The sequence below is a fragment of the Scopulibacillus cellulosilyticus genome (assembly GCF_042665295.1).
Taxonomy (GTDB): Bacteria; Bacillota; Bacilli; order Bacillales; family Sporolactobacillaceae; genus Scopulibacillus_A; species Scopulibacillus_A cellulosilyticus.
Genome location: NZ_JBHTCO010000011.1, coordinates 88,039 through 108,858 on the forward strand (window position 1 = coordinate 88,039; position 20,820 = coordinate 108,858).

General features: G+C 37.2%; 27 protein-coding genes. 18 read left to right on the forward strand and 9 right to left on the reverse strand.

From position 1 onward, the window contains the following. Positions 1-590: 590 nt before the first annotated feature. Positions 591-740 (forward strand): YrzI family small protein, encoded by a 150-nt coding sequence (locus ACFQRG_RS09840; protein WP_380965726.1) that lies wholly within the window; start codon positions 591-593, stop codon positions 738-740. Positions 741-789: 49 nt separating this feature from the next. On the opposite strand, the gene ACFQRG_RS09845 is transcribed toward ACFQRG_RS09840, so the two are convergent. The 3 genes from ACFQRG_RS09845 to hmpA all read right to left on the reverse strand — a co-directional run bounded on the left by ACFQRG_RS09845 (position 790) and on the right by hmpA (position 3,066). Next, a complete protein-coding gene (locus ACFQRG_RS09845; protein WP_380965727.1) occupies positions 790-1,350 on the reverse strand; it encodes an FAD-dependent oxidoreductase in 561 nt (186 codons plus the stop codon). A 99-nt stretch (positions 1,351-1,449) separates the two neighbouring features. Then, complete coding sequence (locus tag ACFQRG_RS09850; RefSeq protein WP_380965728.1) at positions 1,450-1,722, reverse strand: acylphosphatase; 273 nt, start codon at positions 1,720-1,722, stop codon at positions 1,450-1,452. 108 nt (positions 1,723-1,830) lie between these two features. Further along, complete coding sequence (gene hmpA / locus ACFQRG_RS09855; protein ID WP_380965827.1) at positions 1,831-3,066, reverse strand: NO-inducible flavohemoprotein; 1,236 nt, start codon at positions 3,064-3,066, stop codon at positions 1,831-1,833. A 194-nt stretch (positions 3,067-3,260) separates the two neighbouring features. Here hmpA and ACFQRG_RS09860 point away from each other — a divergent pair, with 194 nt between their 5' ends. The 3 genes from ACFQRG_RS09860 to ACFQRG_RS09870 all read left to right on the forward strand — a co-directional run bounded on the left by ACFQRG_RS09860 (position 3,261) and on the right by ACFQRG_RS09870 (position 4,797). Then, complete coding sequence (locus tag ACFQRG_RS09860) at positions 3,261-3,695, forward strand: RrF2 family transcriptional regulator (protein ID WP_380965729.1); 435 nt, start codon at positions 3,261-3,263, stop codon at positions 3,693-3,695. A gap of 95 nt (positions 3,696-3,790) precedes the next feature. After that, positions 3,791-4,507 (forward strand): RNA polymerase sporulation sigma factor SigK, encoded by a 717-nt coding sequence (gene sigK / locus ACFQRG_RS09865; RefSeq protein ID WP_380965730.1) that lies wholly within the window; start codon positions 3,791-3,793, stop codon positions 4,505-4,507. A gap of 188 nt (positions 4,508-4,695) precedes the next feature. Beyond that, complete coding sequence (locus ACFQRG_RS09870) at positions 4,696-4,797, forward strand: YjcZ family sporulation protein (protein ID WP_380965731.1); 102 nt, start codon at positions 4,696-4,698, stop codon at positions 4,795-4,797. 93 nt (positions 4,798-4,890) lie between these two features. Here the strand turns inward: ACFQRG_RS09870 and ACFQRG_RS09875 are convergent, their stop codons facing one another. From ACFQRG_RS09875 to sda, 3 genes are all read right to left on the reverse strand, one after another. Further along, on the reverse strand, positions 4,891-6,198 hold the full coding sequence (locus ACFQRG_RS09875; RefSeq protein ID WP_380965732.1) for an ArsB/NhaD family transporter: 1,308 nt from the start codon (positions 6,196-6,198) through the stop codon (positions 4,891-4,893). Positions 6,199-6,215: 17 nt separating this feature from the next. Then, positions 6,216-6,683 carry a hypothetical protein gene (locus tag ACFQRG_RS09880; protein WP_380965733.1) on the reverse strand — a complete coding sequence of 156 codons (468 nt, stop codon included), beginning with the start codon at positions 6,681-6,683 and terminating at the stop codon, positions 6,216-6,218. A gap of 130 nt (positions 6,684-6,813) precedes the next feature. After that, positions 6,814-6,954 (reverse strand): sporulation histidine kinase inhibitor Sda, encoded by a 141-nt coding sequence (sda, locus tag ACFQRG_RS09885; RefSeq protein WP_380965828.1) that lies wholly within the window; start codon positions 6,952-6,954, stop codon positions 6,814-6,816. A 474-nt stretch (positions 6,955-7,428) separates the two neighbouring features. Between sda and ACFQRG_RS09890 the strand changes: the two genes are divergently transcribed. The 8 genes from ACFQRG_RS09890 to ACFQRG_RS09925 all read left to right on the forward strand — a co-directional run bounded on the left by ACFQRG_RS09890 (position 7,429) and on the right by ACFQRG_RS09925 (position 12,448). Further along, positions 7,429-7,944, forward strand: coding sequence for a YqeG family HAD IIIA-type phosphatase (locus ACFQRG_RS09890; protein WP_380965734.1), 516 nt, complete (start codon positions 7,429-7,431; stop codon positions 7,942-7,944). A gap of 2 nt (positions 7,945-7,946) precedes the next feature. Then, positions 7,947-9,056, forward strand: a complete 1,110-nt coding sequence (gene yqeH, locus ACFQRG_RS09895) for a ribosome biogenesis GTPase YqeH (protein WP_380965735.1) — start codon at positions 7,947-7,949, stop codon at positions 9,054-9,056. 5 nt (positions 9,057-9,061) lie between these two features. After that, entirely contained in the window at positions 9,062-9,901 is an 840-nt protein-coding gene (gene aroE / locus ACFQRG_RS09900) for a shikimate dehydrogenase (protein WP_380965736.1), read from the forward strand. Position 9,902: 1 nt separating this feature from the next. Continuing rightward, on the forward strand, positions 9,903-10,199 hold the full coding sequence (yhbY, locus tag ACFQRG_RS09905) for a ribosome assembly RNA-binding protein YhbY (RefSeq protein ID WP_380965737.1): 297 nt from the start codon (positions 9,903-9,905) through the stop codon (positions 10,197-10,199). A gap of 11 nt (positions 10,200-10,210) precedes the next feature. After that, a complete protein-coding gene (locus tag ACFQRG_RS09910; protein WP_380965738.1) occupies positions 10,211-10,783 on the forward strand; it encodes a nicotinate-nucleotide adenylyltransferase in 573 nt (190 codons plus the stop codon). Further along, complete coding sequence (yqeK, locus tag ACFQRG_RS09915) at positions 10,773-11,351, forward strand: bis(5'-nucleosyl)-tetraphosphatase (symmetrical) YqeK (protein WP_380965739.1); 579 nt, start codon at positions 10,773-10,775, stop codon at positions 11,349-11,351. The genes ACFQRG_RS09910 and yqeK overlap by 11 nt, the downstream gene beginning before the upstream one ends. Then, positions 11,351-11,704, forward strand: a complete 354-nt coding sequence (rsfS, locus tag ACFQRG_RS09920; protein ID WP_380965829.1) for a ribosome silencing factor — start codon at positions 11,351-11,353, stop codon at positions 11,702-11,704. Before yqeK ends, rsfS begins: the two co-directional genes overlap by 1 nt. Before the next feature lie 135 nt (positions 11,705-11,839). After that, positions 11,840-12,448: a class I SAM-dependent DNA methyltransferase gene (locus ACFQRG_RS09925; protein WP_380965830.1), complete on the forward strand. Its 609-nt coding sequence runs from the start codon at positions 11,840-11,842 to the stop codon at positions 12,446-12,448. Positions 12,449-12,492: 44 nt separating this feature from the next. Here the strand turns inward: ACFQRG_RS09925 and comER are convergent, their stop codons facing one another. Beyond that, entirely contained in the window at positions 12,493-13,326 is an 834-nt protein-coding gene (comER, locus tag ACFQRG_RS09930) for a late competence protein ComER (protein WP_380965740.1), read from the reverse strand. Between the two features lie 173 nt (positions 13,327-13,499). Between comER and ACFQRG_RS09935 the strand changes: the two genes are divergently transcribed. The 3 genes from ACFQRG_RS09935 to ACFQRG_RS09945 all read left to right on the forward strand — a co-directional run bounded on the left by ACFQRG_RS09935 (position 13,500) and on the right by ACFQRG_RS09945 (position 17,129). Then, on the forward strand, positions 13,500-14,150 hold the full coding sequence (locus ACFQRG_RS09935; protein WP_380965741.1) for a helix-hairpin-helix domain-containing protein: 651 nt from the start codon (positions 13,500-13,502) through the stop codon (positions 14,148-14,150). A gap of 95 nt (positions 14,151-14,245) precedes the next feature. Then, on the forward strand, positions 14,246-14,815 hold the full coding sequence (locus ACFQRG_RS09940; protein WP_380965743.1) for a ComE operon protein 2: 570 nt from the start codon (positions 14,246-14,248) through the stop codon (positions 14,813-14,815). Then, entirely contained in the window at positions 14,760-17,129 is a 2,370-nt protein-coding gene (locus ACFQRG_RS09945) for a DNA internalization-related competence protein ComEC/Rec2 (protein WP_380965744.1), read from the forward strand. Before ACFQRG_RS09940 ends, ACFQRG_RS09945 begins: the two co-directional genes overlap by 56 nt. Positions 17,130-17,212: 83 nt before the next feature. Here ACFQRG_RS09945 and ACFQRG_RS09950 read toward each other — a convergent pair whose 3' ends face one another. Beyond that, positions 17,213-17,347 carry a YqzM family protein gene (locus ACFQRG_RS09950; RefSeq protein WP_380965745.1) on the reverse strand — a complete coding sequence of 45 codons (135 nt, stop codon included), beginning with the start codon at positions 17,345-17,347 and terminating at the stop codon, positions 17,213-17,215. 319 nt (positions 17,348-17,666) lie between these two features. On the opposite strand from ACFQRG_RS09950, the gene holA reads away from it, so the two are divergent. After that, on the forward strand, positions 17,667-18,689 hold the full coding sequence (gene holA / locus ACFQRG_RS09955; protein ID WP_380965746.1) for a DNA polymerase III subunit delta: 1,023 nt from the start codon (positions 17,667-17,669) through the stop codon (positions 18,687-18,689). Positions 18,690-18,731: 42 nt separating this feature from the next. Here the strand turns inward: holA and rpsT are convergent, their stop codons facing one another. Beyond that, a complete protein-coding gene (gene rpsT, locus ACFQRG_RS09960; protein ID WP_380965748.1) occupies positions 18,732-18,998 on the reverse strand; it encodes a 30S ribosomal protein S20 in 267 nt (88 codons plus the stop codon). Between the two features lie 185 nt (positions 18,999-19,183). On the opposite strand from rpsT, the gene gpr reads away from it, so the two are divergent. Further along, on the forward strand, positions 19,184-20,293 hold the full coding sequence (gene gpr / locus ACFQRG_RS09965) for a GPR endopeptidase (RefSeq protein ID WP_380965750.1): 1,110 nt from the start codon (positions 19,184-19,186) through the stop codon (positions 20,291-20,293). A 103-nt stretch (positions 20,294-20,396) separates the two neighbouring features. Further along, complete coding sequence (locus ACFQRG_RS09970) at positions 20,397-20,753, forward strand: DUF3679 domain-containing protein (protein ID WP_380965751.1); 357 nt, start codon at positions 20,397-20,399, stop codon at positions 20,751-20,753. Positions 20,754-20,820: the final 67 nt, after the last annotated feature.

Below are 20,820 nucleotides of genomic sequence, written 5' to 3' on the forward strand. Positions count from 1 at the left end.
AGGAGGAACGAGCATTACATCTCGAACTACTGCGAGTTGCGACGAGAAGTGGAAATACTCCAATGAGTAATCTTCGGCGAAGGAGCACCTTATTCACAGTATCGACGGCAATGTTTCCCGGACTTTTTGAACATCCTCTTTAAAATGAACTGGAAAAATTTAATTTTTATGTTTACAATTCAAAAAAGTCTGTGTATAATGACATTATCAATTTAAAGGGAGGTTGAGCATAATGTTAATGATGAGACAATATGAATTAACGATAATTGAATATAAATTCTTAGGCTCGGCCTTCAGTCGGATTTTTTGATCATATATATCTTTTCTATTTTAGAAGAGATTTTTATGGGTACCGCAGGTCGTAATAGCCTGTGGTCTTTTTTTACCTTTTTATTTTGGCTATTAAAGGTAGTAATTACTTTTTTAGTAAAAAGACCTAAGGCATGTTTTTGCCATAGGTCTTTTTCATATAAAAAATTTAAAAAGGAGATGAAGACAGATGCCATTGTTTTTACAAACAATTACAGCTTGGTTTAAGGAGAAAACGGGATTTTTATGAAACGTTATTTTAAAAGAAGGGAGGAGAGCTTATGCTTAAGTTAAACCTCTTTACTTTCACGCTTACCATGAGCATAAAAAGAAAAAGATTAACTATGCAAGAGTATCAGGATCAAAAGAGAATTAAAAAAATTAATGAAGAAAATTTAAATAAAAGGCTGGAACACACTCCGTTTTTATAAAGTGAAAAAACCCTCTTGGTTTTTAGAACCAAGAGGGTTTTGATGATGTTTACAGTGCATCATGATCGACGTAACGTTCGCCTTTTAAGTCACTCATTAAGTTAACAGCAACTTTTGCCCCGTCTCCGCTTGTAATGATTGTATGAACACTGACTCCTGCAGCTGTTCCGGCAGCCCAAATTCCTTCAATATTCGTACGTCCGGCTGCATCAACATCAATGACATGTTTAACATAAGGCTCATCACCAGGTTTAGTATGCAATCCGATGTTTTCAGCAAGCTTTGCATTAGCGCCTGTTGCTAAAATAATTTGCTTTCCTTCGTAATTATCGCCTTCTTCAGTTTCAACAGTGAAACCCTGATCCTTTTTAACGACATTAGTGACATTTGCCTTTTTAATGTCGGTTCCAAACTTTTCAGCCTGCTTATGTCCAACTGCAACAAGATCACCGCCGGAAACATCTTCGACACCATAATGGTTCTTTATTAAAGCGCGTTGGGTAAGTCCCTTTTCATTATCCAGAATACATGTTGTCAATCCGCCTTTACTTGTAAATAATGCTGCACTTTGTCCTGCAGGACCGCCTCCGATAATAATAACATCATACATAGCTTATCTCTCCTTTATATGTAGCAGATATTTGTATTTACGAATGTCTAATACAAGGATAACACAGGTTTGGAATTTTTAGATAATAGATAACAAAATCTAATAAGTTATTTTAAATCTATTAAAATGTTTAAGACTTTCCTTTTTATATAATGCCAAATCCTCAACATGTGAAAAACGGTTTCCTTCTTTAATAACTTTAAAAAAATTATCTAAAGATCCGGATTCACCCTCTGCTTCAATTTCAACTGTCCCGTCGGCATTGTTTTTAACCCAACCTTTAATATTATATTTTTCTGCTGTCTGTTGGGTGAAAAAACGAAATCCGACCCCTTGAACACTTCCGCGTATAATTGCCCGAATTCGTTGCATTATCAAAAACTCCTCTAGAAAATTCTGTCTTTATATATACCCGGAATCATAAAAATCCAAACTTAAAAAGTTGCCTGGGAATTTCCCAGGCAACTTTTTAATAAAAAATTATACTGTGACAGCTTCTTCTTCAAGCATCTCATCCTGAGGACCGAAGAATTCATAGTGGATGTCCTCGTCATTAATACCCCAGTGTTTTAAGATTTTATAGATCGCAGCCATAAATGATTTTGGACCGCAGAAATAGTAGACGGCATTTCTATTATCAATAACTTCTGACAGCCACATTTCATCCATATGACCGACCTTAGCAAATTCGTTCATTTCAAGGTCTTTGCTTGTCGGATCGTTATAACAAATAAATGTTTTAAGATTTTCGTGTTTTTCAGCCGCTTTTTTTACGTCTTGATTAAGTGCATGTACTTTACCATTTTTCGCCGCATGAATCCAGGTGATCGGGCGTTCAGGCTGTTTTTCAATGACAGTTTTCAGCATGCTCATCAAAGGTGTTTGTCCGACACCGCCGCTGATGAACACCAACGGCTTATTGGAGGACGTATCAAGCGTGAAATCGCCAGCCGGTGCACTGACAAGAATTTGATCGCCTTCTTTGATCGTATCATGTAAGAAATGGCTGACAACACCTTCAGGGTACATTGCATTTTTATCTTCCCGTTTAACGCTGATTCGGAAATAGTCTTTTCCAGGGGCATCAGATAAGCTGTATTGACGAATGTGTGTATAAGTTTCGCCAGGAATTTCAAGCTTAAGGCTTAAATATTGTCCCGGAAGATATTCAGGAAGCGCTCCTCCGTTAGCGGGTTTTAAATAAAATGATGTAATTACATCACTTTCCTGAACCTTTTTATCAACAATAAAAGGCATGTAATCATCCCAGCCATTGTTTTCTTTAACTTCTTCACGCAACTGATTTTCCAGCTGTATAAAGACATTAGCAATTTCGCCATAAGCGATTTCCCAAGCTTTCATAATGTCATCTGTTGCTTGATCGCCCAAAACATGCTTAATAGCCCAAAGTAAGTTTTCGCCAACAATTGGATATTGATCAGGTCTAATACCGATACTGCGGTGCTTATGGGCAACAACTTTTACCGCGGATAATACTTCTTCTAAGCGATCAATATGAGCGGCGGCTTGATAAACAAGTTTCGCTAAAGCCCGCGGCTGTTTTCCTTCTTTTTGATGTGTTTGGTTAAACACATTATAAAGTTCAGGATGTTCACTAAACATGTGTTCATAAAAGGCTTCAGTTATTTCATTTCCTTTTTCCTCTAATACAGGTACAGTTGCTTTAATAATATCAATTGTTTTTTGATCCATTATTGATCCCCCTTAGCTCTTTTACAATTCCATTATAATCCTTAAAGATGTATTTTAAATACATCTTTTGTGACAGAACGTTGAATTAATAATATTTCAGCGCGGGCCTTTTTTGAACAAATCCTAATAGTCATGAAGCTGGAAATCAGCTATAATGACATAAAAGTCGACATTTAAAGCGGAGGAAATGGTAATATATGAGATTAACCAGTTACACAGATTATTCAATTCGTGTCCTTATTTCGCTTGCGGCTCAGCCAAATGGACAATTAATCAGCATACAGGACATTGCTGATGCTTATAAAATTTCAAAAAATCATTTAATGAAGGTTGTTCACCAGCTTGGTCAATTAGGATTGGTCCATACGATCAGGGGAAGAGGCGGCGGTATACAACTGGCAAAGCCTCCGGAAGATATTAATTTAGGCTGGGTTGTCCGCCGTACAGAGGATGATTTTTATATGGTTGAGTGTTTTAATCCGGAACGAAGCGCTTGTATTATCAGCCCGGTTTGCCGGGCAAAAAGTATTTTAGCAGAAGCAACAGAAAAATATTTAGCCGTCCTTGATCAATATACATTGGCGGATATTACTGGAAATAAGCCTGAGCTGCAAAAGGCTTTTAAATTTTAATTGTCCCTATCAACTGATTTTTCCCCGGACAGACACGAAAAAACATTGGCGCACATAACAATAAAAATAGATGTGAGCCCAATGGAGGTGGGGAGATGTTGTCATTATTGGTTGGGAGTGCGGCATACTTATTTAAGGAATTTTGGGTTTTTGTATCATACGTTAAGAACAATGCTTTTCCGCAGCCGCTTCCGGAAGATGAAGAACGGAAATGCCTTGAACTTATGGCACAGGGAGATCAGGAAGCCCGCAATCGTCTAATTGAACACAACCTCCGTTTAGTAGCGCATATAGTAAAAAAATTTGAAAATACAAAAGAAGACAGTGAAGATCTTATCTCAATTGGAACAATTGGGTTAATAAAAGCTATTGAAAGCTATTCGCAAGGAAAGGGGACCAAACTCGCAACATATGCAGCAAGGTGCATTGAGAATGAAATATTAATGCATTTAAGAGGGTTAAAAAAGACACGAAAAGATGTTTCTCTGAATGATCCTATCGGGCAGGATAAAGAGGGGAATGAAATTTCTCTGATCGATGTCCTTAAATCAAAGAATAAAGATGTTATTGACGAAATTACTTTGAATATGGAAAAAAAGAAAATATATGAATATCTGCATATTCTCGATGAGAGAGAAAAGGAAGTCGTAATTGCTAGATTTGGTCTTGATAACCGTAAAGAACTCACACAGCGGGAAATAGCAAAAAAATTAAATATATCCAGAAGCTATGTTTCAAGAATTGAAAAAAGAGCTTTAATGAAGCTTTTTAATGAGTTTTACCGGCAGCCCTATAAGAACAAATCGAGATGAAAGAGAGTGCATTGTCATGCACTCCTTTTTATTTATGTGAATAAAAATACAAAAAGGGCAATGAAATGGTTCTAATGCCCAAAAATAAGATATGCCGAAGTATTTCCGCATTCGCCCTAACAAGTTTTTGAAGTTATCATATATTAATCATGTAACTGATAAATAACGAAGAAAAAGGAGATGAGAGAATGAGCTACGGAGCTGGCGGATACGGCATGGGCGCAGGCTTTGCGTTAATCGTTGTCTTGTTCATCTTGTTAATTATTGTTGGTGCAGCATACGTTTATTAATTAATCAGATAGATTTGGGTCGTCGCCTGATCTAAAATAACATGGTTAGAAGCCCTGTCCAAAAAAATGGATAGGGCTTTTTAGAATATTTTTTTAAGACAGAGGAAGTAAGTACCTTAAATAAATATAAACGGTTGAAATAATTAATGCTGCGAATGTTAAAGGTGCGCCTATTTTTAGGAAATCCATATAGGAAAAACCGTGGCCTTCTTTCTCTGCCAGGCCGGACACAACGACATTGGCTGAAGCGCCGATTAAAGTCATATTTCCGCCCAGACAAGCCCCCAGTGACAATGCCCACCACAGTGCATTGATGTGCGGAGAATTCATTGAATATCCCATACCTTTGGCCATGTCTTGGATTAATGGAATCATCGTTGCTACATAAGGAATGTTGTCAATTGTTCCTGAAGCAATTCCGGAAACCCAAAGAATAAGCAGTGCCGTGAGAGAAACATTCCCGCCTGTAAGATCAAGGGCTTTAGATGCCAGGAATTTTACAACCCCTGCATCAACTAAGCCTCCTACCAAGACAAACAAGCCGCCAAAGAAGAAAATAGTCACCCATTCAACAGACTGAAAAGCTTCATCAATGTGATTTTCCTTAACGCCAATTAAGAGCAGCAGAGCGGCGCCAGTCATGGCAACAGTTGCCGGTTCAAGACTATGTATAAAGGAATGAAGAATAAAACCAATAACAGTTAATAATAAGATGATGCACGATTTGATCATAAGCTTGCGGTCTTTTATAAAATCGTTTTCATTCAGTTCGAGAAGTTCCTGTTTTTTCTCAACCGAAACATTTAATTGCTTTCTGTAAATAAAATATAAGATGATGAGCGTGACGACAGCAATAATGATAATGACGGGTGTAAGATTAAGCAAAAACACATTAAATGTTAAATGTTTATTGGCTGATCCTATCATGATGTTAGGGGGATCGCCAATGAGTGTCGCTGTACCGCCAATATTAGAAAACAAAACTTCCGATATTAAAAAAGGGAACGGTTTGACACCTAAAATACGGGTAATAGAAAAAGTGACAGGAACCATTAATAGAACAGTTGTCACATTATCAAGAAAAGCTGATCCAATAGCTGTTAATATGGAAAGGGAAACTAATATTTTAACAGGCTCGCCCTTAACAGCTTTTGCGGCTTTAACAGCGACATATTGAAAGACGCCGGTTTTATTCGTTATACCTACAAGTATCATCATGCCGATGAGTAAAGTAATCGTATCCCATTCAATATGTTTGGTAAATGCTGTATGAAGATCAACGATTCCGAAGATGATCATAACAGCTGCTCCGAGAAGAGCGATAACGGCGCGGTTGAGTTTTTCAGTAATAATAATTGCATATATTACTAGGAAAATAATGACGGCGATTGTTACTTGCATAAAGGGTGTTCATCTCCTTATTTATCGTCTTTGCTGACTGATTTGAAAGTTCTTGCCCCTGATTCCACAGGTTCGCCATCATAAGGACATGACAATTTGTCCAAATCAGCATTTAGATCCTCTATGTAAAAAGTAAATCCGCATTTTTTACAACGGACAGGCAACATACGGTCTATGAACACTTCGTTAGGCGGTGAGTTTTTCTCTGAAGTATCAATTAATTCGATATGCATTGCCGGATCAGAATCATCATCTGCTATCAGTTTTCCCGTGATATCAAATTTTGTTCTCCATGCCGAATCAAGGGAAAACTCGTCCAACTCACTAAGCGAGGCATCAAGAAGAACTTTTTTTGCCAAAAGCATGATTTGCTCATCACTCAGATCATCAAACTCAGATTGATTTTTTGATTTTTTCCAAACACCTCTTAATTGGTCTTCGGTAAAAACGTATTTTTGTATCTTATGTATGATGACGTTCTTCACAATCAGTCCTCCTTGTATTTAGAATTATCCAACTTAATTCTACAATATTTTCACCTTAAAACAAAAGAAAAAGACGAACTATTACAGCTCGTCCGATAAAATTCAGTTATTAGAGATGGGAAAACGCGCGTTAATTATATTGACTAACCTTTCCGTCTAAGGATCTGCGGTGAATTTCTTCTTCAATCAGGTGAATAAACTCTTTGCTTAACTCCAATTCTTTTGCTTTAAAATAAGACTCAATAAGGAGATCATCAGATAACTTTTCCATACTATTTAGCCGATTACGGCATGACACCTCCCTTTACTCTTGCCGCCAGCATCTTAGTTAATGACATTTCACTTGAATAAATGGTATCATGAAATAAAATTGAGAACAACCGTTCTGATATCCACAACTTTTAGTGGATAAGTTGTGGGCATCTTGTTTATAACTGATGAAAAAGTAAAGGCGGCAATCGTTGATATGTGAATAAAGTTATCCACATTTTAGAAGGTTGTCAATAAATGTCGAAATGTTTTTGGGATTTTTTTCTTTGAATTGCATATAAAATGGAGCTTTCATAGGAATGAATCATTCAGTCCTATTTTTATTTAATAAACAGTATACACTAAGAAAAGCAGTATAGTCTCCAGTTGAAATATGATAAAATGGAATCTTAAAGTTAAAATGGTTGTGAATGGACGTATCCTTGGTAAAATATACGTGTGATGGGAAAATGTCATTGGATTTGAGGTGTATTGATTGTTAAAGCATTTTTTGCCTAATGAACATGTAAAAAGCATTTTTGAAATTAAACCCGATGATTTAACAAGAAAAGGAATAAAAGGTATCATCACTGACCTTGATAATACATTGGTTGCTTGGGATAATCCTGAAGCCACCCCTGAATTAATTGAATGGTTAAAGACGATGAAGGATGCCGGGATTCTGGTTACTATTGTGTCTAATAATAATGAGGTGAGGGTCAAAGCTTTTTCAGACCCGTTAAAAGTTCCTTTTATTTATAGGGCAAGAAAACCATTAGTCCGGTCTTTTAAGCGGGCAATAAGGGATATGGATCTTAAACCGGACGACATAGTTGTCATAGGAGACCAATTGCTGACGGATGTATTAGGCGGCAACCGTCTTGGTTTACATACAATTTTAGTAGTTCCGGTCGCTATGTCAGATGGATGGATGACGCGTTTTAACCGTAAAATGGAACGCCGTATCCTTTCGTCTATGCGAAAAAAGGGATTAATCGATTGGGAGGATTAAAGATGCAAGAGCAATACACATGCGCAGGCTGCGGGGTGCCTATTCAAACGGAAGATAAACAAGCCTTAGGCTATGTCCCTAAAGCTGCGCTTGAACGGGATGTTATTATTTGTCAACGCTGCTTTCGGTTAAAGCATTATAATGAAGTTCCGGATATTTCGTTGTCAGATGAAGACTTTTTAAAACTTTTGTCTCAAATCGGACAAACCGAAGCATTGGTCGTTAAAATTGTTGATATCTTTGATTTTAACGGAAGCTGGGTACCGGGGATGCAGCGTTTTGTCGGACGTAATAATATTTTGTTAGTTGGTAATAAAGTGGACTTGCTTCCAAAATCAACAAATGAAAGTAAACTGAAAAATTGGATGAGACAATCATCTAAAGAGCTTGGATTAAAGCCGATTGATGTTATGTTAATGAGTGCTGAAAAGGGCATCGGCATTTCTGATGTAGCAAATGCCATTGACCAATACAGTGATGGGAAAGATGTCTATATTGTCGGCAGTACAAACGTTGGTAAATCAACTTTTATTAATCAATTGATAAAACAATTCGGTGAAGATGATGACATTGCTATTACAACCTCGCAGTTTCTGGGTACGACTTTAAATTTTATCGACATTCCGCTTAATGAGGATCAAACGCTTTATGATACACCCGGGATTATCAACAGCCACCAAATCGCACATTTTATCAGCCCTGAAGATTATAAAAAAGTTGTTCCGAGAAAAGAAATTAAGCCCAAAGTTTTTCAGTTAAATGAAGAACAAACATTGTTTTTAGGGGGACTTGCAAGGTTTGATTATTTGTCGGGCGGCCGGCGGTCAGTCGTTTGTTATGTATCAAACGAATTGTATATCCACCGAACGAAGCATGAAAACGCCGATCAATTATATAGAAGCCAATACGGTAAATTACTTTCTCCGCCGAATGATCCAAATGATGAATGTCCGGCTCTGGAACGTCATGAATTTGTCATTAAGGAAAACGATATGGATATCGTTTTTTCAGGACTTGGATGGATTACGGTTAAAGGGGCGGGAGCAAAAGTTCAGGCTTTTGCACCAAAAGGCGTTGGTGTTATGATTCGGCCATCAATAATAAAGGGGTGATTGTTATGAGTGAATTATATGCTGTCATTGGTGATCCTATAGAACATAGTTTATCGCCTGCCATGCATCATTTTTGGTATGAAACTTACAACATGGACCATCATTATCACGCATTTAGGGTAAAACCTGATAACCTGAAGGATGCGGTTAGAGGCATGAAGGCGATTGGGGTTAAAGGTTTCAATATCACCATTCCCCATAAGATTAATATTATCCCGTTATTAGACAGTGTGGATGATGAAGCACAGATGTTAGGGGCGGTTAATACCGTTGTTAACAGGGGCGGAAAGTTATATGGATACAATACCGATGGCTTGGGATTCCTATTAAGTTTAAAAGAAGAAGTGCCTGAAATCTTGGAACAAAATCCTAAGGTATTGATCATTGGGGCCGGGGGCGCCGCCCGGGCAGTCGGTCTGACCCTTGCCAAACACGTAAAACTACAGCAACTGGATATTACTAATAGAACAATGGAAAAAGCAAGACAATTAAGTGAAGAATGTACGGACTTAACAAATACCCGTGTCTTATCACTTCAGGAAGCGAAAGATACTCTGCCGGATTATGACTTAATTATTAATGGCACGTCTGTTGGCCTTGCGCCGCATATTGATCAAATGCCAATGGATATTACGCCAAGCGAAAGAAAGCAAGTATTTGCCGATCTAATTTATCGTCCGCTCAAAACAAAATGGCTGCGGGAAGCAGAAGCACAAGGCCATATTATCTTAAATGGCTTGCCAATGTTGATTTATCAAGGAGCGCTTGCATACAAGCATTGGTTTGGGAAATTGCCGGATGCAAAAATTATGCAAAGTTTCTTGGAAAGAAAAATGGAGGATTAACATGCTGACAAATAAGCAAAAGAGATTTTTACAAAAGAAAGCCCATCATCTTAAGCCGATATTTCAAATCGGTAAATCAGGTATTCATGATAAAATGATTGGCGAGATTGACAGTGCTCTTGAGGCAAGAGAACTGATAAAAATAAATTTATTACAAAATACTTTAGAAGATGTAAATGATGCAGGTCTTCAATTAGCTGAAGGAACTGGAGCTGAACTCGTTCAAATTATCGGCGGCACCATTATTTTATATAAAGAGTCTAAAGAAAATAAACAAATTGAAATTCCAAAGGCATAGGAGTCTAAGTCATGAAGAAAATAGGTCTTATCGGCGGAACCTTTGACCCGCCGCATCTTGGGCACTTAGCAATCGCCGAAGAAGCGGCGGACGCTTGCCGTCTTGACGAAGTGTGGTTTTTGCCGAGTTATATTCCACCGCATAAGGACAGACTGGTCACAGATTCAGATCATAGAATTGCGATGGTTGACCGCGCGATTGAAGACAATCCATTGTTTAAGCTTTCATTAATTGAAATTAAAAGAAAAGGCCGCTCTTATACTTATGATACTTTGTATGAATTAAAACGCAGATATCCGGATGATCAATTTTATTTTATTATTGGAGCAGATATGGTTGATGATTTGCCAAATTGGTACAAAATTGACCAGCTGGCTAAACTCACATCATTTATTGGTTTTAAGCGGCCGGGATATACCTTTAAAAAGCCCGAAGGCGTGACCATCATTCCGGTTGAAATGCCGCAAATTGACATTTCATCCAGTATGATTAGAAAAAGGATAAATCAACATCGTTCTTATCGTTATTTTTTATGTGAAAACGTAAAAAAATATATTGAAGAGAAGGGTTTATATGAAGATTGAAGAAGCCGATCACGAAGTTAAACAAATTTTACCAAGAAAAAGATATGAGCATACACTTGGTGTCGTCCAATCGGCAAAGTATTTAGCGGGTATTTATAATGGGGATGTTAAGAAGGCTGAGCTTGCGGCAATGCTTCATGACATTGCTAAATATTTTAGTAAAGATGATATGATTTCAATCATTAAAAAAGAGCCGGATATACCCGATGATTTATTAAATTACCATTTGTCTCTATGGCATGCACCGGTGGGGGCGGCTTATGTCAGAGAAACATACGGCGTTCATAATTCAGAGATTTTAAATGCAATCTATTATCATACAACTGGAAGAAGCGGTATGACCCTTCTTGAAAAAATTGTATTTTTGGCCGATTACATTGAACCGGGAAGAGATTTCCCTGCAGTAGCAGAAGTGCGCAAATTAGCTGAAACGGATCTTGATACAGCAGTGGCAAAGGCATTGGAAAATACAATCATTTTTTTGATTTCCCGCCATCAGCAAATTTACCCTGATACGATAAGCGCTTATAACGATCTCATCAAACGAGTAGGGAGGAATCTTAAGTGATAAATGGTGAACAAATGGCTTATTTTTTGGCTAACATTATTGATGATAAAAAGGGACATGATATTGTCATTTTAAATATGCAAGGTATATCAGTCATGGCTGATTATTTTATCATTTGCCACGGTAATTCGGAAAAACAAGTTCAAGCAATTGCAAGGGGCTTAAAGGAAGGTGCCCAAGAGCAGCAAATAGAGGTTAAAAGAATGGAAGGCTTTGATCAAGCGAGATGGGTGCTTGTGGACTTAGGCGATGTTATTGCCCATATTTTTCATAAGGAAGAAAGAGATTATTATAAGCTTGAAAAACTTTGGGGAGATGCGCCGACACTATCACTCGAAAGTAAGATGTCTTAAGTATGGCTTATGAACATTTTGCATTATTATATGATCAACTTATGACTGAAGCCCCTTATGATCAATGGGTAAATTGGATTAAGCGAACAGCAGAAGCTTACCATTGCCCAGGGAATAAGGTGCTTGAACTTGGATGTGAGAACCGGAGAAATAAGCTTACTCCTGAAAAAAGAGGGTTATGATGTTTCAGGTGTTGATTTATCGGAAGATATGCTTGCTATTGCCCAAGAAAAAGCAGCCGGAACAAATCATGCAATTTCTCTTTATCAGCAGGATATGCGTGATTTTTATTTACCTGATCAATTTGATATGGTCATTGTTTGCTGCGATTCATTGAATTATCTTAATAACATGGATGAGGTTAAATCGACTTTCAAAAATGTATTTGACCATTTAAATGACAAAGGTTTATTCCTTTTTGATGTCCATTCTTTACATAAAATAAATCATCTTTTTCATAACCATCAATTCTCTTTAGCTGAAGAAGATATTGCTTATATTTGGGAATGTTTTCCCGGTGAACAGCCTCATAGTGTTTTTCATGAATTAACATTCTTCCGGAAAAAGGCTTCTGGATTGTATGAACGTTTTGATGAAACTCATTACGAACGGACTTTTCCGATTGATGAATATAAAAAGACGTTAGCAGATACGGGTTTTGATATTCTTGAAGTTACTGCTGACTTTACAGGTGAAAAGCCAATGCCGACGTCGGAAAGAATTTTTTTTAGTGTAAAAAAATAAAAGGATTTTCAATTTAAAGAGAGAAATATGTAAAGGCGGGAAAATCACTCGCCTTTACGTCTGTTAAATTGCTTATCAACCAGATGATGATCTTCTTTAAATTTCTCCTGCGTTTTTTGAAAAAGATGTTCAAAGACGTCCCCAAGTTCATTTTCCAGTACATTTAAGCCTTCTCCGGTAACTCCGCCTTTAACCGTCACTTTTTCTTTTAATCCAGGCAAAGTATAAAAATTTTTCTCCAATAATTTTCCCATACCAATGATCATATTGCTCGTAAGCTGTGTCGCCTGTTCTTTTGTAATTTTTGTTTCTGTCACGGCGCCTTGTATGAAACGCTCAAGTAAATAGCTGAAAAAAGCTGGACCGCAGCTGCATATATCTGAAGCGACTCTTGTAATATTCTCCTCTATACAAATCGGGGCCGAGAACTTTTTTAAAATAGCTAATAATTGATTCCGCTGAAGTTCCCCGCAATTTTCACCAAAGGTAACGAGCGTTGACCCTGATAATGACCGGTTGACAATGCTTGGAATAACTCTTGCAACATGACACGGAACGACAGATTCAATTTGCTCAACTGTAATCGGGCTCGTAATTGAAACAAGACATTTTTCTGGTGATAATTCTTCTTTAATATCTGTAAGCAATGGATAAATATCTAAAGGTTTAATACAAACGAAAATAACGTCAGTATTTTTAATGACTTCTATAGCTGTTCGAACGATATGAACATCGGGATAGTCAGATTTAAGCTTAAAGGCTTTTTCTATCGAACGGTTCGTTATAATTAGATCACCCGGTGAAACAGCATCCCCTTCTATAAGAGACTGGATCAATATGGTGCCCATGTTTCCGGTTCCGATAATACCTAGCTTCATTCATTTCGCCCCTTTCACGCGGCTTTTCCTATACCACTGTATGCGGCTTCGCCAATGATTATTCAGAGAAGTATCGCCGTTTCCGTCCAAAGGCATTTCATAGGATGCAAATTCAAATGATGTCTTATTTAAGATAAGGTAAGTTTTTATACGAATATGAAGAGGTGAGTATCTTGATTCGCAAAGAAAAAATTCCTTATATTGTGGCAGCCGTGCTGCTGGTTATTTTGGTGTATGTTTCTTTTTTAAAACCAAAGTCTTCTGAGCCCGAATTTCCCGATGAAATGCAAAATAAGGTTGCGGAACAAAAAGATGACAGGATTACTGATGCTGCAAATTCTAAAGAGCATGAGCAAAAACAAACAGATATCATTGTTGATGTTAAAGGGGCGGTTAAAAAGCCCGGCGTCTACCATTTTGTTAATGGTGCAAGAATCATGGACGTTATTTCAAAAGCCGGCGGTTTCAATAATGATGCTGACCAAAAGCAAATTAATATGGCGCAGAAATTAACAGATGAAATGGTTGTGTATATTCCGCATAAAGGAGAAAATGTACAAAATGCAGGAGGAGCTGCTTCGGCCGCCCCGCAAGGCCCCGCCAATGGCAATACTGACGGAGCTAAGGGAGATAAAGTAAATATCAACTCCGCAACGGAAGAAGAACTGCAAAAACTTCCAGGAATCGGCCCCGCAAAAGCGGCGGCTATCATCACTTACCGTGAAAAAAGCGGTCCTTTTAAAACGGTAGATGATCTTATTAATGTCCCGGGTATCGGTGAAAAATCACTGGAGCAGATCAAACCTGAAGCAACTGTTAATTAAATTTTATTTGACGATAAAAGAAAATGGTGAAAGAATATGAATACAAGATTGTTTAATTTAATTGAAGGTTTTAATGAAAAGTGAGGATATAGAATATGAAAAGACTATCATGGGATCAATATTTTATGGCTCAAAGCCATTTACTGGCCAATAGAAGTACTTGTCCAAGACTTGCTGTAGGTGCAACAATTGTGAGAGATAAACGGATTATTGCCGGGGGATATAATGGGTCGATATCAGGCGGTGTTCATTGCGTTGATGAAGGCTGTTATATCATTGACGGGCATTGTGTAAGAACGATTCATGCTGAAATGAATGCGATTATTCAATGCGCAAAATTTGGAGTTGCTACACAAGGTGCAGAAATATATGTCACCCACTTTCCATGTTTGCAATGCTGTAAAGCGATTATCCAAAGCGGTATCAAAACTGTTTATTATGCAACTGATTATAGAAATCATCCTTATGCAGTTGAACTTTTTGACAGTGCCAATGTTAAAACAAAAAAAGTGCCTTTTAACAACTTTTTCGAACATGATAATCAAGCGGAAAAGTTGAAATTGTTCGCTAATATAATGAAAAAGCTTGAAAGTGCCGGTGTGGAAGAAGATGAAATTAAGGAGCTTTACAGGCAAGCTCAAAATATTTTTTCTCATGACGTTTAAATGGCAGGATATCACAGGTAAATTTTACTTTCTGGCCATTTCAATGGTATTGGCTATTTGGATGACTCTTGGTGAGTGGCAATGGCTGCCGCTTTCTTTAATTATTGGTATGGCCGTTGTCCTATTAAAAAGGCAGTTGTCTCTGGGGATTTTATTTATAGTCATTGCTGCCTTTTCAATCGTTAATAGTCAATATATATCGCAAAACCATTCTTTGTTCAAAAATCCGCGATCCGGAACATTTGAAGGAAAAATTACAGATCTCCCCAATTTCGATGGTGATAAGCTTTCCTTTACTTTTAAAATTCCTCAAGGTGAAAAACTGCTTGTTAATGTGCGGATAACCCGGCTTGAAGACAAACAAGCGCTCAGGCAAATGGTGAAAACCGGTATGACTTGCCGAATAAGCGGAGAACTTCAGCAACCGCGAACTAAAGATAATTTCCATGCCTTTAATTATCAAAAATATTTATTTCATCAACATATTTATTGGTTGCTGAAAACTGAATCTTCTTTTACCTGTTCAGATCATCATCTATCCTTGATAGATCAGATACATCGATTTAGAGAGCGGCAAATTAGCGAAGTGAATACACAATTTCCTAAGCCATCTAGCGATATGATCAATGCTCTTGTGTTCGGTTACCGTGAAAATATGGATCAGGAATTCCTCAATGCCTATCAAATGCTCGGAATGATTCATTTATTAGCGGTTTCCGGTCTGCATATTAGTATTGTCATTGGCTCGATATTCTATGCCGGGCGGCGTTCAGGCCTCATTAGAGAACATGTTATTACTCTTCTCCTTATTCTTATTCCCTTATATATATTTATAACAGGGGCAAGTCCTTCAGTAATAAGGGCCGGATTAATGACAATGGCTGTACTAAGTGCGCAATTATTTAAATCCAAACTATCCACTTTGGACAGTATAAGTCTGACTTGTATAGCCATGTTGGTGTACGATCCTCATTTGCTATTTAATTTAGGTTTTGAATTATCATTCCTGGTCACTTTTTTTATTATTCTCTCCTCTTATTTTATTGACGCAAAATATCACTCCTCCATTCCTAAATTAATTGCTGTAACGTCCATCGCGCAGCTGGCCTCGTTTCCAATACTCATCTATAACTTTTATGATTTCTCCCTTATGAGCTTTATTGTCAATTTATTTTTTATTCCCTTTATTACTTTTTGTATCTTACCCCTCTGTTTTATTGTCATTTTCGTGTATTCGTTAATACCATTCTTTTTGCCTGTCTTAACAAACATTTTACAAACCTTATTGACTTATAGTGATCAATTGCTTCTGATATTGTATCATCATAATTTTTTAAATTTGCGTTTTGGTCAGCCGGAGATTTATTTTTTGATATTGATTTGTACGGGGGTTTTGGCCGTTTGTTATTGGTGGGAGATTTCTAAGCAAAAGTCAGCACTTATTTGGCCAATATTATTAATTGTTTTTTTATATTTTTCCCAAATGACTATAGGCTATTTAAATCCAAATGGAAAAGTAACTTTCTTAAATGTTGGACAGGGGGATAGTATATTTATTCAATTACCGCATCAAAAAGGAAACATTCTCATTGATACCGGAGGAAACTTGCCTTTTCAAAAACAACAATGGCAAAAAAGGAAAAATCCTTATCAAGTTGGCCGTGATGCCGTGCTAATGGAACTTAAAGCCAGAGGAATTAAACAATTGGATGCATTGATTTTAACGCATGAAGATTATGATCATATTGGCGGGTTAAAAGATCTTGCTGGAAACATTCTTATTAAGAAATTAATCATTAGTTCATTTTTTCCTATCAAAAAGAATGAAAAGGAAATATTTATAAGGCTGGTAAAGGGAGGAACTGAAATAAAGAGAATTGAGGCAGGTAAATCGATAAAATTTCATCAATATCGCTTACAAGTTCTTTCGCCGGCAGAAAAGATGTCATCATCTAACGGTAACTCAATAGTAGTCTCAGCGATATTAGGCGGAAAAACATGGTTATTTACTGGAGACAGTGATAAGGAAGCTGAACAGGTTTTATTATCCAGATATCCCCACTTGCATATAGATGTATTAAAGGTGGGGCACCATGGCAGTAAAACATCAACAAGTGAGAGATTCGTTAAAGTGATTAAGCCTGCAATAGCCGTCATATCAGTCGGTGAAAATAACAGGTATGGACATCCGAATCCGGAAGTTATGGCGCGGCTAAAAAAGTATGGCGTGAAAATATTTCGGACAGATGAGCGGGGGGCGATTGAGGTAACGTTTCAAGACAAACGTGTAGTTGGTCTAAAAACGGTAAGATAACATGATTTGCAGTTACCTTTATTATTTCGGTTCTTTGTATTAAGAAAATAAAGAAGGCTTGGCGCTGGCCAAGCCTTCTTTATTTACGTCATAAGCTGTTGGATGACAATACCGATAATGAAAATGATGGCAAAAAAGAGAAATGAGAAATTAAAGCCATTTAATGCATCAACAAAATCATTGCTTTTACTTTGGACATCTTTTTCAAATTCGTTCATGCGCATCCCTCCCCGCTTATTTCAAATAATAGCACAAGTCAAAATAAAATGAAAATATATCTTCCAGAATTTTTTATCACTTGCTAAGTGTTGTCACCCATACTTTGGCGAGGCATAGGATATCATAACAAATACAATCAGAATATCGTCGCACAGCAATTGTCCTAGGCTTTGCTGTGCGGCGTTTATATAAAATAGAAGGATGAGCTTGGGGGAGCTGATCCTTCTCCTATTTTAAGCGTGTATACGATATTATTCAAGCAGCGGCCTTGTCGGTAAAGTCTTTCTGGGTTAAAGTAATAATGAAAAGAGGGATAGTATGGCATTAACCCAGAAAGATTTAACGATAAACAAACCGCTTTCTCCTATATATGTATTATTTGGAAAACAAAGCTATCTTATACAATTGATTAAAGATAAGATCATTAATCAGGCTCTGACTCAAGAAGAAAAAGATTTTAACTTATCATCATATAACATGGAAGAAACGCCGATTGAAGCAGCTATTGAAGATGCCGAAACATTGCCATTCATCGGAGAAAAACGTGTTGTTGTGATTGAGAATCCGTATTTTTTAACGGCTGAGAGGTCAAAGTCAAAAGTTGAACATCATTTAAAGCAATTTGAAAAATATATTGAATCGCCTTCTCCCGGCACGGTTTTGATTGTCATTGCCTTTTATGAAAAACTGGATCAGAGGAAAAAACTTGTTAAGCTGCTGACAAAAGCAAGTAAAACATATGAGCTGTCCCAATTGACTGATGATTTGTTGTTTAAGTTACTTGAGAATATTGCTTTAGATTATGATGCTCATTATACGAAGGAAGGGCATGAGCAACTTTTAGCATTAGTCGGACCGCATTTAACTTATCTTGCAAATGAAGTGAAAAAATTTGCCCTTTATTGCGGTAAGGATCATCCAATCGATAAAAGTATTGTTAATGAATTAGGAGCGCGGTCGCTGGAAAATAACGTTTTTTCCTTAGTTGATATGGTTATGAGAAAGCAGACAGCAAATGCTTATCATTTGTTAAACGATCTTCTTAAGCAAAAAGAAGAACCGGTCAGGCTCTTAGCTTTAATTTCAAGGCAGATTAGAATCGTTTATCAAGTCAGTCTGTTTCAAAATGAGGGTTATACGCAAAAACAGATGGCCGCTAAGCTTAAATTGCACCCTTATGCGGTCAAGATTGCTTCAGGACAAGCAAAAGCCTTTAACCGCCAAGATTTAGAGCGTGCGCTAAGCCAGTGTGCTGAAGCAGATTATCAAATGAAAAATGGATCAATGGAAAAAACATTGGCGCTTGAATTATTAATCCACAAACTTGCGCAAATTAAATAAGAAAAAAAGAGGTTTCCAACAAAAGTGGACCTCTTTTTTATCTTATACTGACAAACCATTCAATTTTTGAGAAAGGCGTGATTTTTCACGAGCAGCTTTATTTTTGTGGATTAATCCTTTAGTTGCCGCTTTGTCAATTTTTTTAGTAGCTACGATAAATGCTTCTTTTGCACCTTCAACGTCGTTATTATCAACTTTTTCATTAAAGCTTTTAATTGATGTACGTAAAGCTGATTTAAACATCACATTATGTTGACGGTTAGATTCATTCTTCTTAACGCGTTTGATCGCAGATTTAATATTAGGCATACTTTCACCTCCTTGAGGCACTTCATTAACAAATTGTATTGTAACAGAGAAGAATCCCTTTTTCAAGATGAATAAATAAAACCTGTCTAATAGATTTATTTTTATCCTGCACTCCCAATGAATGAAAACCATAAAAACCGGCTATCATGAATAATAATGATGGATTGGAAAGGGGCGTTTTTCAGATGACTGAAAACTTAGATATAAATGCTTTTAAAGTAAGAACAGACCTTGCGCTTGAAGCCCATGAAATGGTTATAAAAGAGCAGGAACAGCAAAAAAGAAAGCCAATCGCGGGCGTAAAAATGGAAGAACAAAATATTGATGGCATTAAATTAACAAAAATGGTCATTAATGAAGAAGCTGCTGAAAAGTTAGGAAAAAAGGCAGGTAAATATTTAACTTTTGAGGTTCAGGGAATCCGCAAGCAAGATACAGCGCTTCAAGAGACCGTTGAACGCGTTTTTGCCAAGACTTTTGCAAACTTTTTAAAAGAACACAATATATCTAAGGATGCAAGCTGTCTGGTCGTTGGCCTGGGAAATTGGAATGTTACCCCGGATGCCTTAGGTCCGAATACAATCCAAAATCTTTTAATCACAAAACATTTATTTGCTTTACAGCCTGAGCAAGTTCAGGACGGTTTCCGTTCGGTCAGTGCCATTTCTCCGGGAGTTATGGGATTAACCGGCATCGAAACAAGTGACATTATTTTTGGAATTATTGAGAAAACAAAACCGGATTTTGTTATTGTGATTGATGCTCTCGCCGCACGTGCGCTTGAAAGGGTAAATACAACTATTCAAGTCGCGGATACAGGTATACACCCGGGATCAGGGGTCGGCAATAATCGGAAAGAAATCAGCGAAGGAACTTTAGGTATTCCTGTTATAGCTATAGGCGTTCCAACGGTTGTAGATGCCGTAACGATCACAAGCGATACTTTAGATATGGTATTAAAGCATTTCGGCCGGGAAATTCGGGAAAGAAATAAACCTTCAAAGGCGCTGACGCCCGCATGGTTATCATTTGGCGAAAAAAAGAGATACACCGAGGAAGATTTGCCTGACCCGGAAAAAAGGTCATCATTTTTAGGTTTAATGGGCACGTTATCTGAAGATGATAAGCGTCAACTTATTAGAGAGGTTCTCGGGCCGGCCGGTCATAATTTAATGGTAACCCCTAAAGAGGTTGATACTTTTATTGAAGATATGGCAAATGTTTTAGCGGGAGGACTTAATACAGCATTGCATGGTCAAATTGATCAGGATAATTTAGGACATTACACTCATTAATGATAAACTGCAGTTCTATTCATGTGATATTCAGCATAAGTAATTAATGTAGAGAAACGATTTGGACAAGCTTTTTAACAGCCCTATACGAGGTGTGATAAAAATGAAAAAGTTTTTTATAAAAACCGTTATATTAATGTCACTGTTATTCTTATGTGTTCTTTATGGGATGGTAACAGCAAAACACGGAATGACAGACCTTAAAGGGTTAAATGTGCCGAATGATAATGAAAAGCCTTTTAGTTTAAATATTGATTTTCCAAAAACAATGGATCAAGTTAAAACGTCCAAAAATTCACCTTCGATAGAAGAACGTGCTGAACATTTAAAGGATATTAAGTCTTTTAACCCGTACTCGAGTTTAGGTAATACGATGTCAAACAGTATGTCAGATGTATTTCGAAAAGGGATGTCAATGACTGCAAATATGGTGAATCAGGTGGTTCATGCTGTTCTGTAGAGGCCTTTGGGTCTCTTTTTTTATTTGATGTTAGATGTGGGTTTTAAAGTTGATGATTATTCATGAA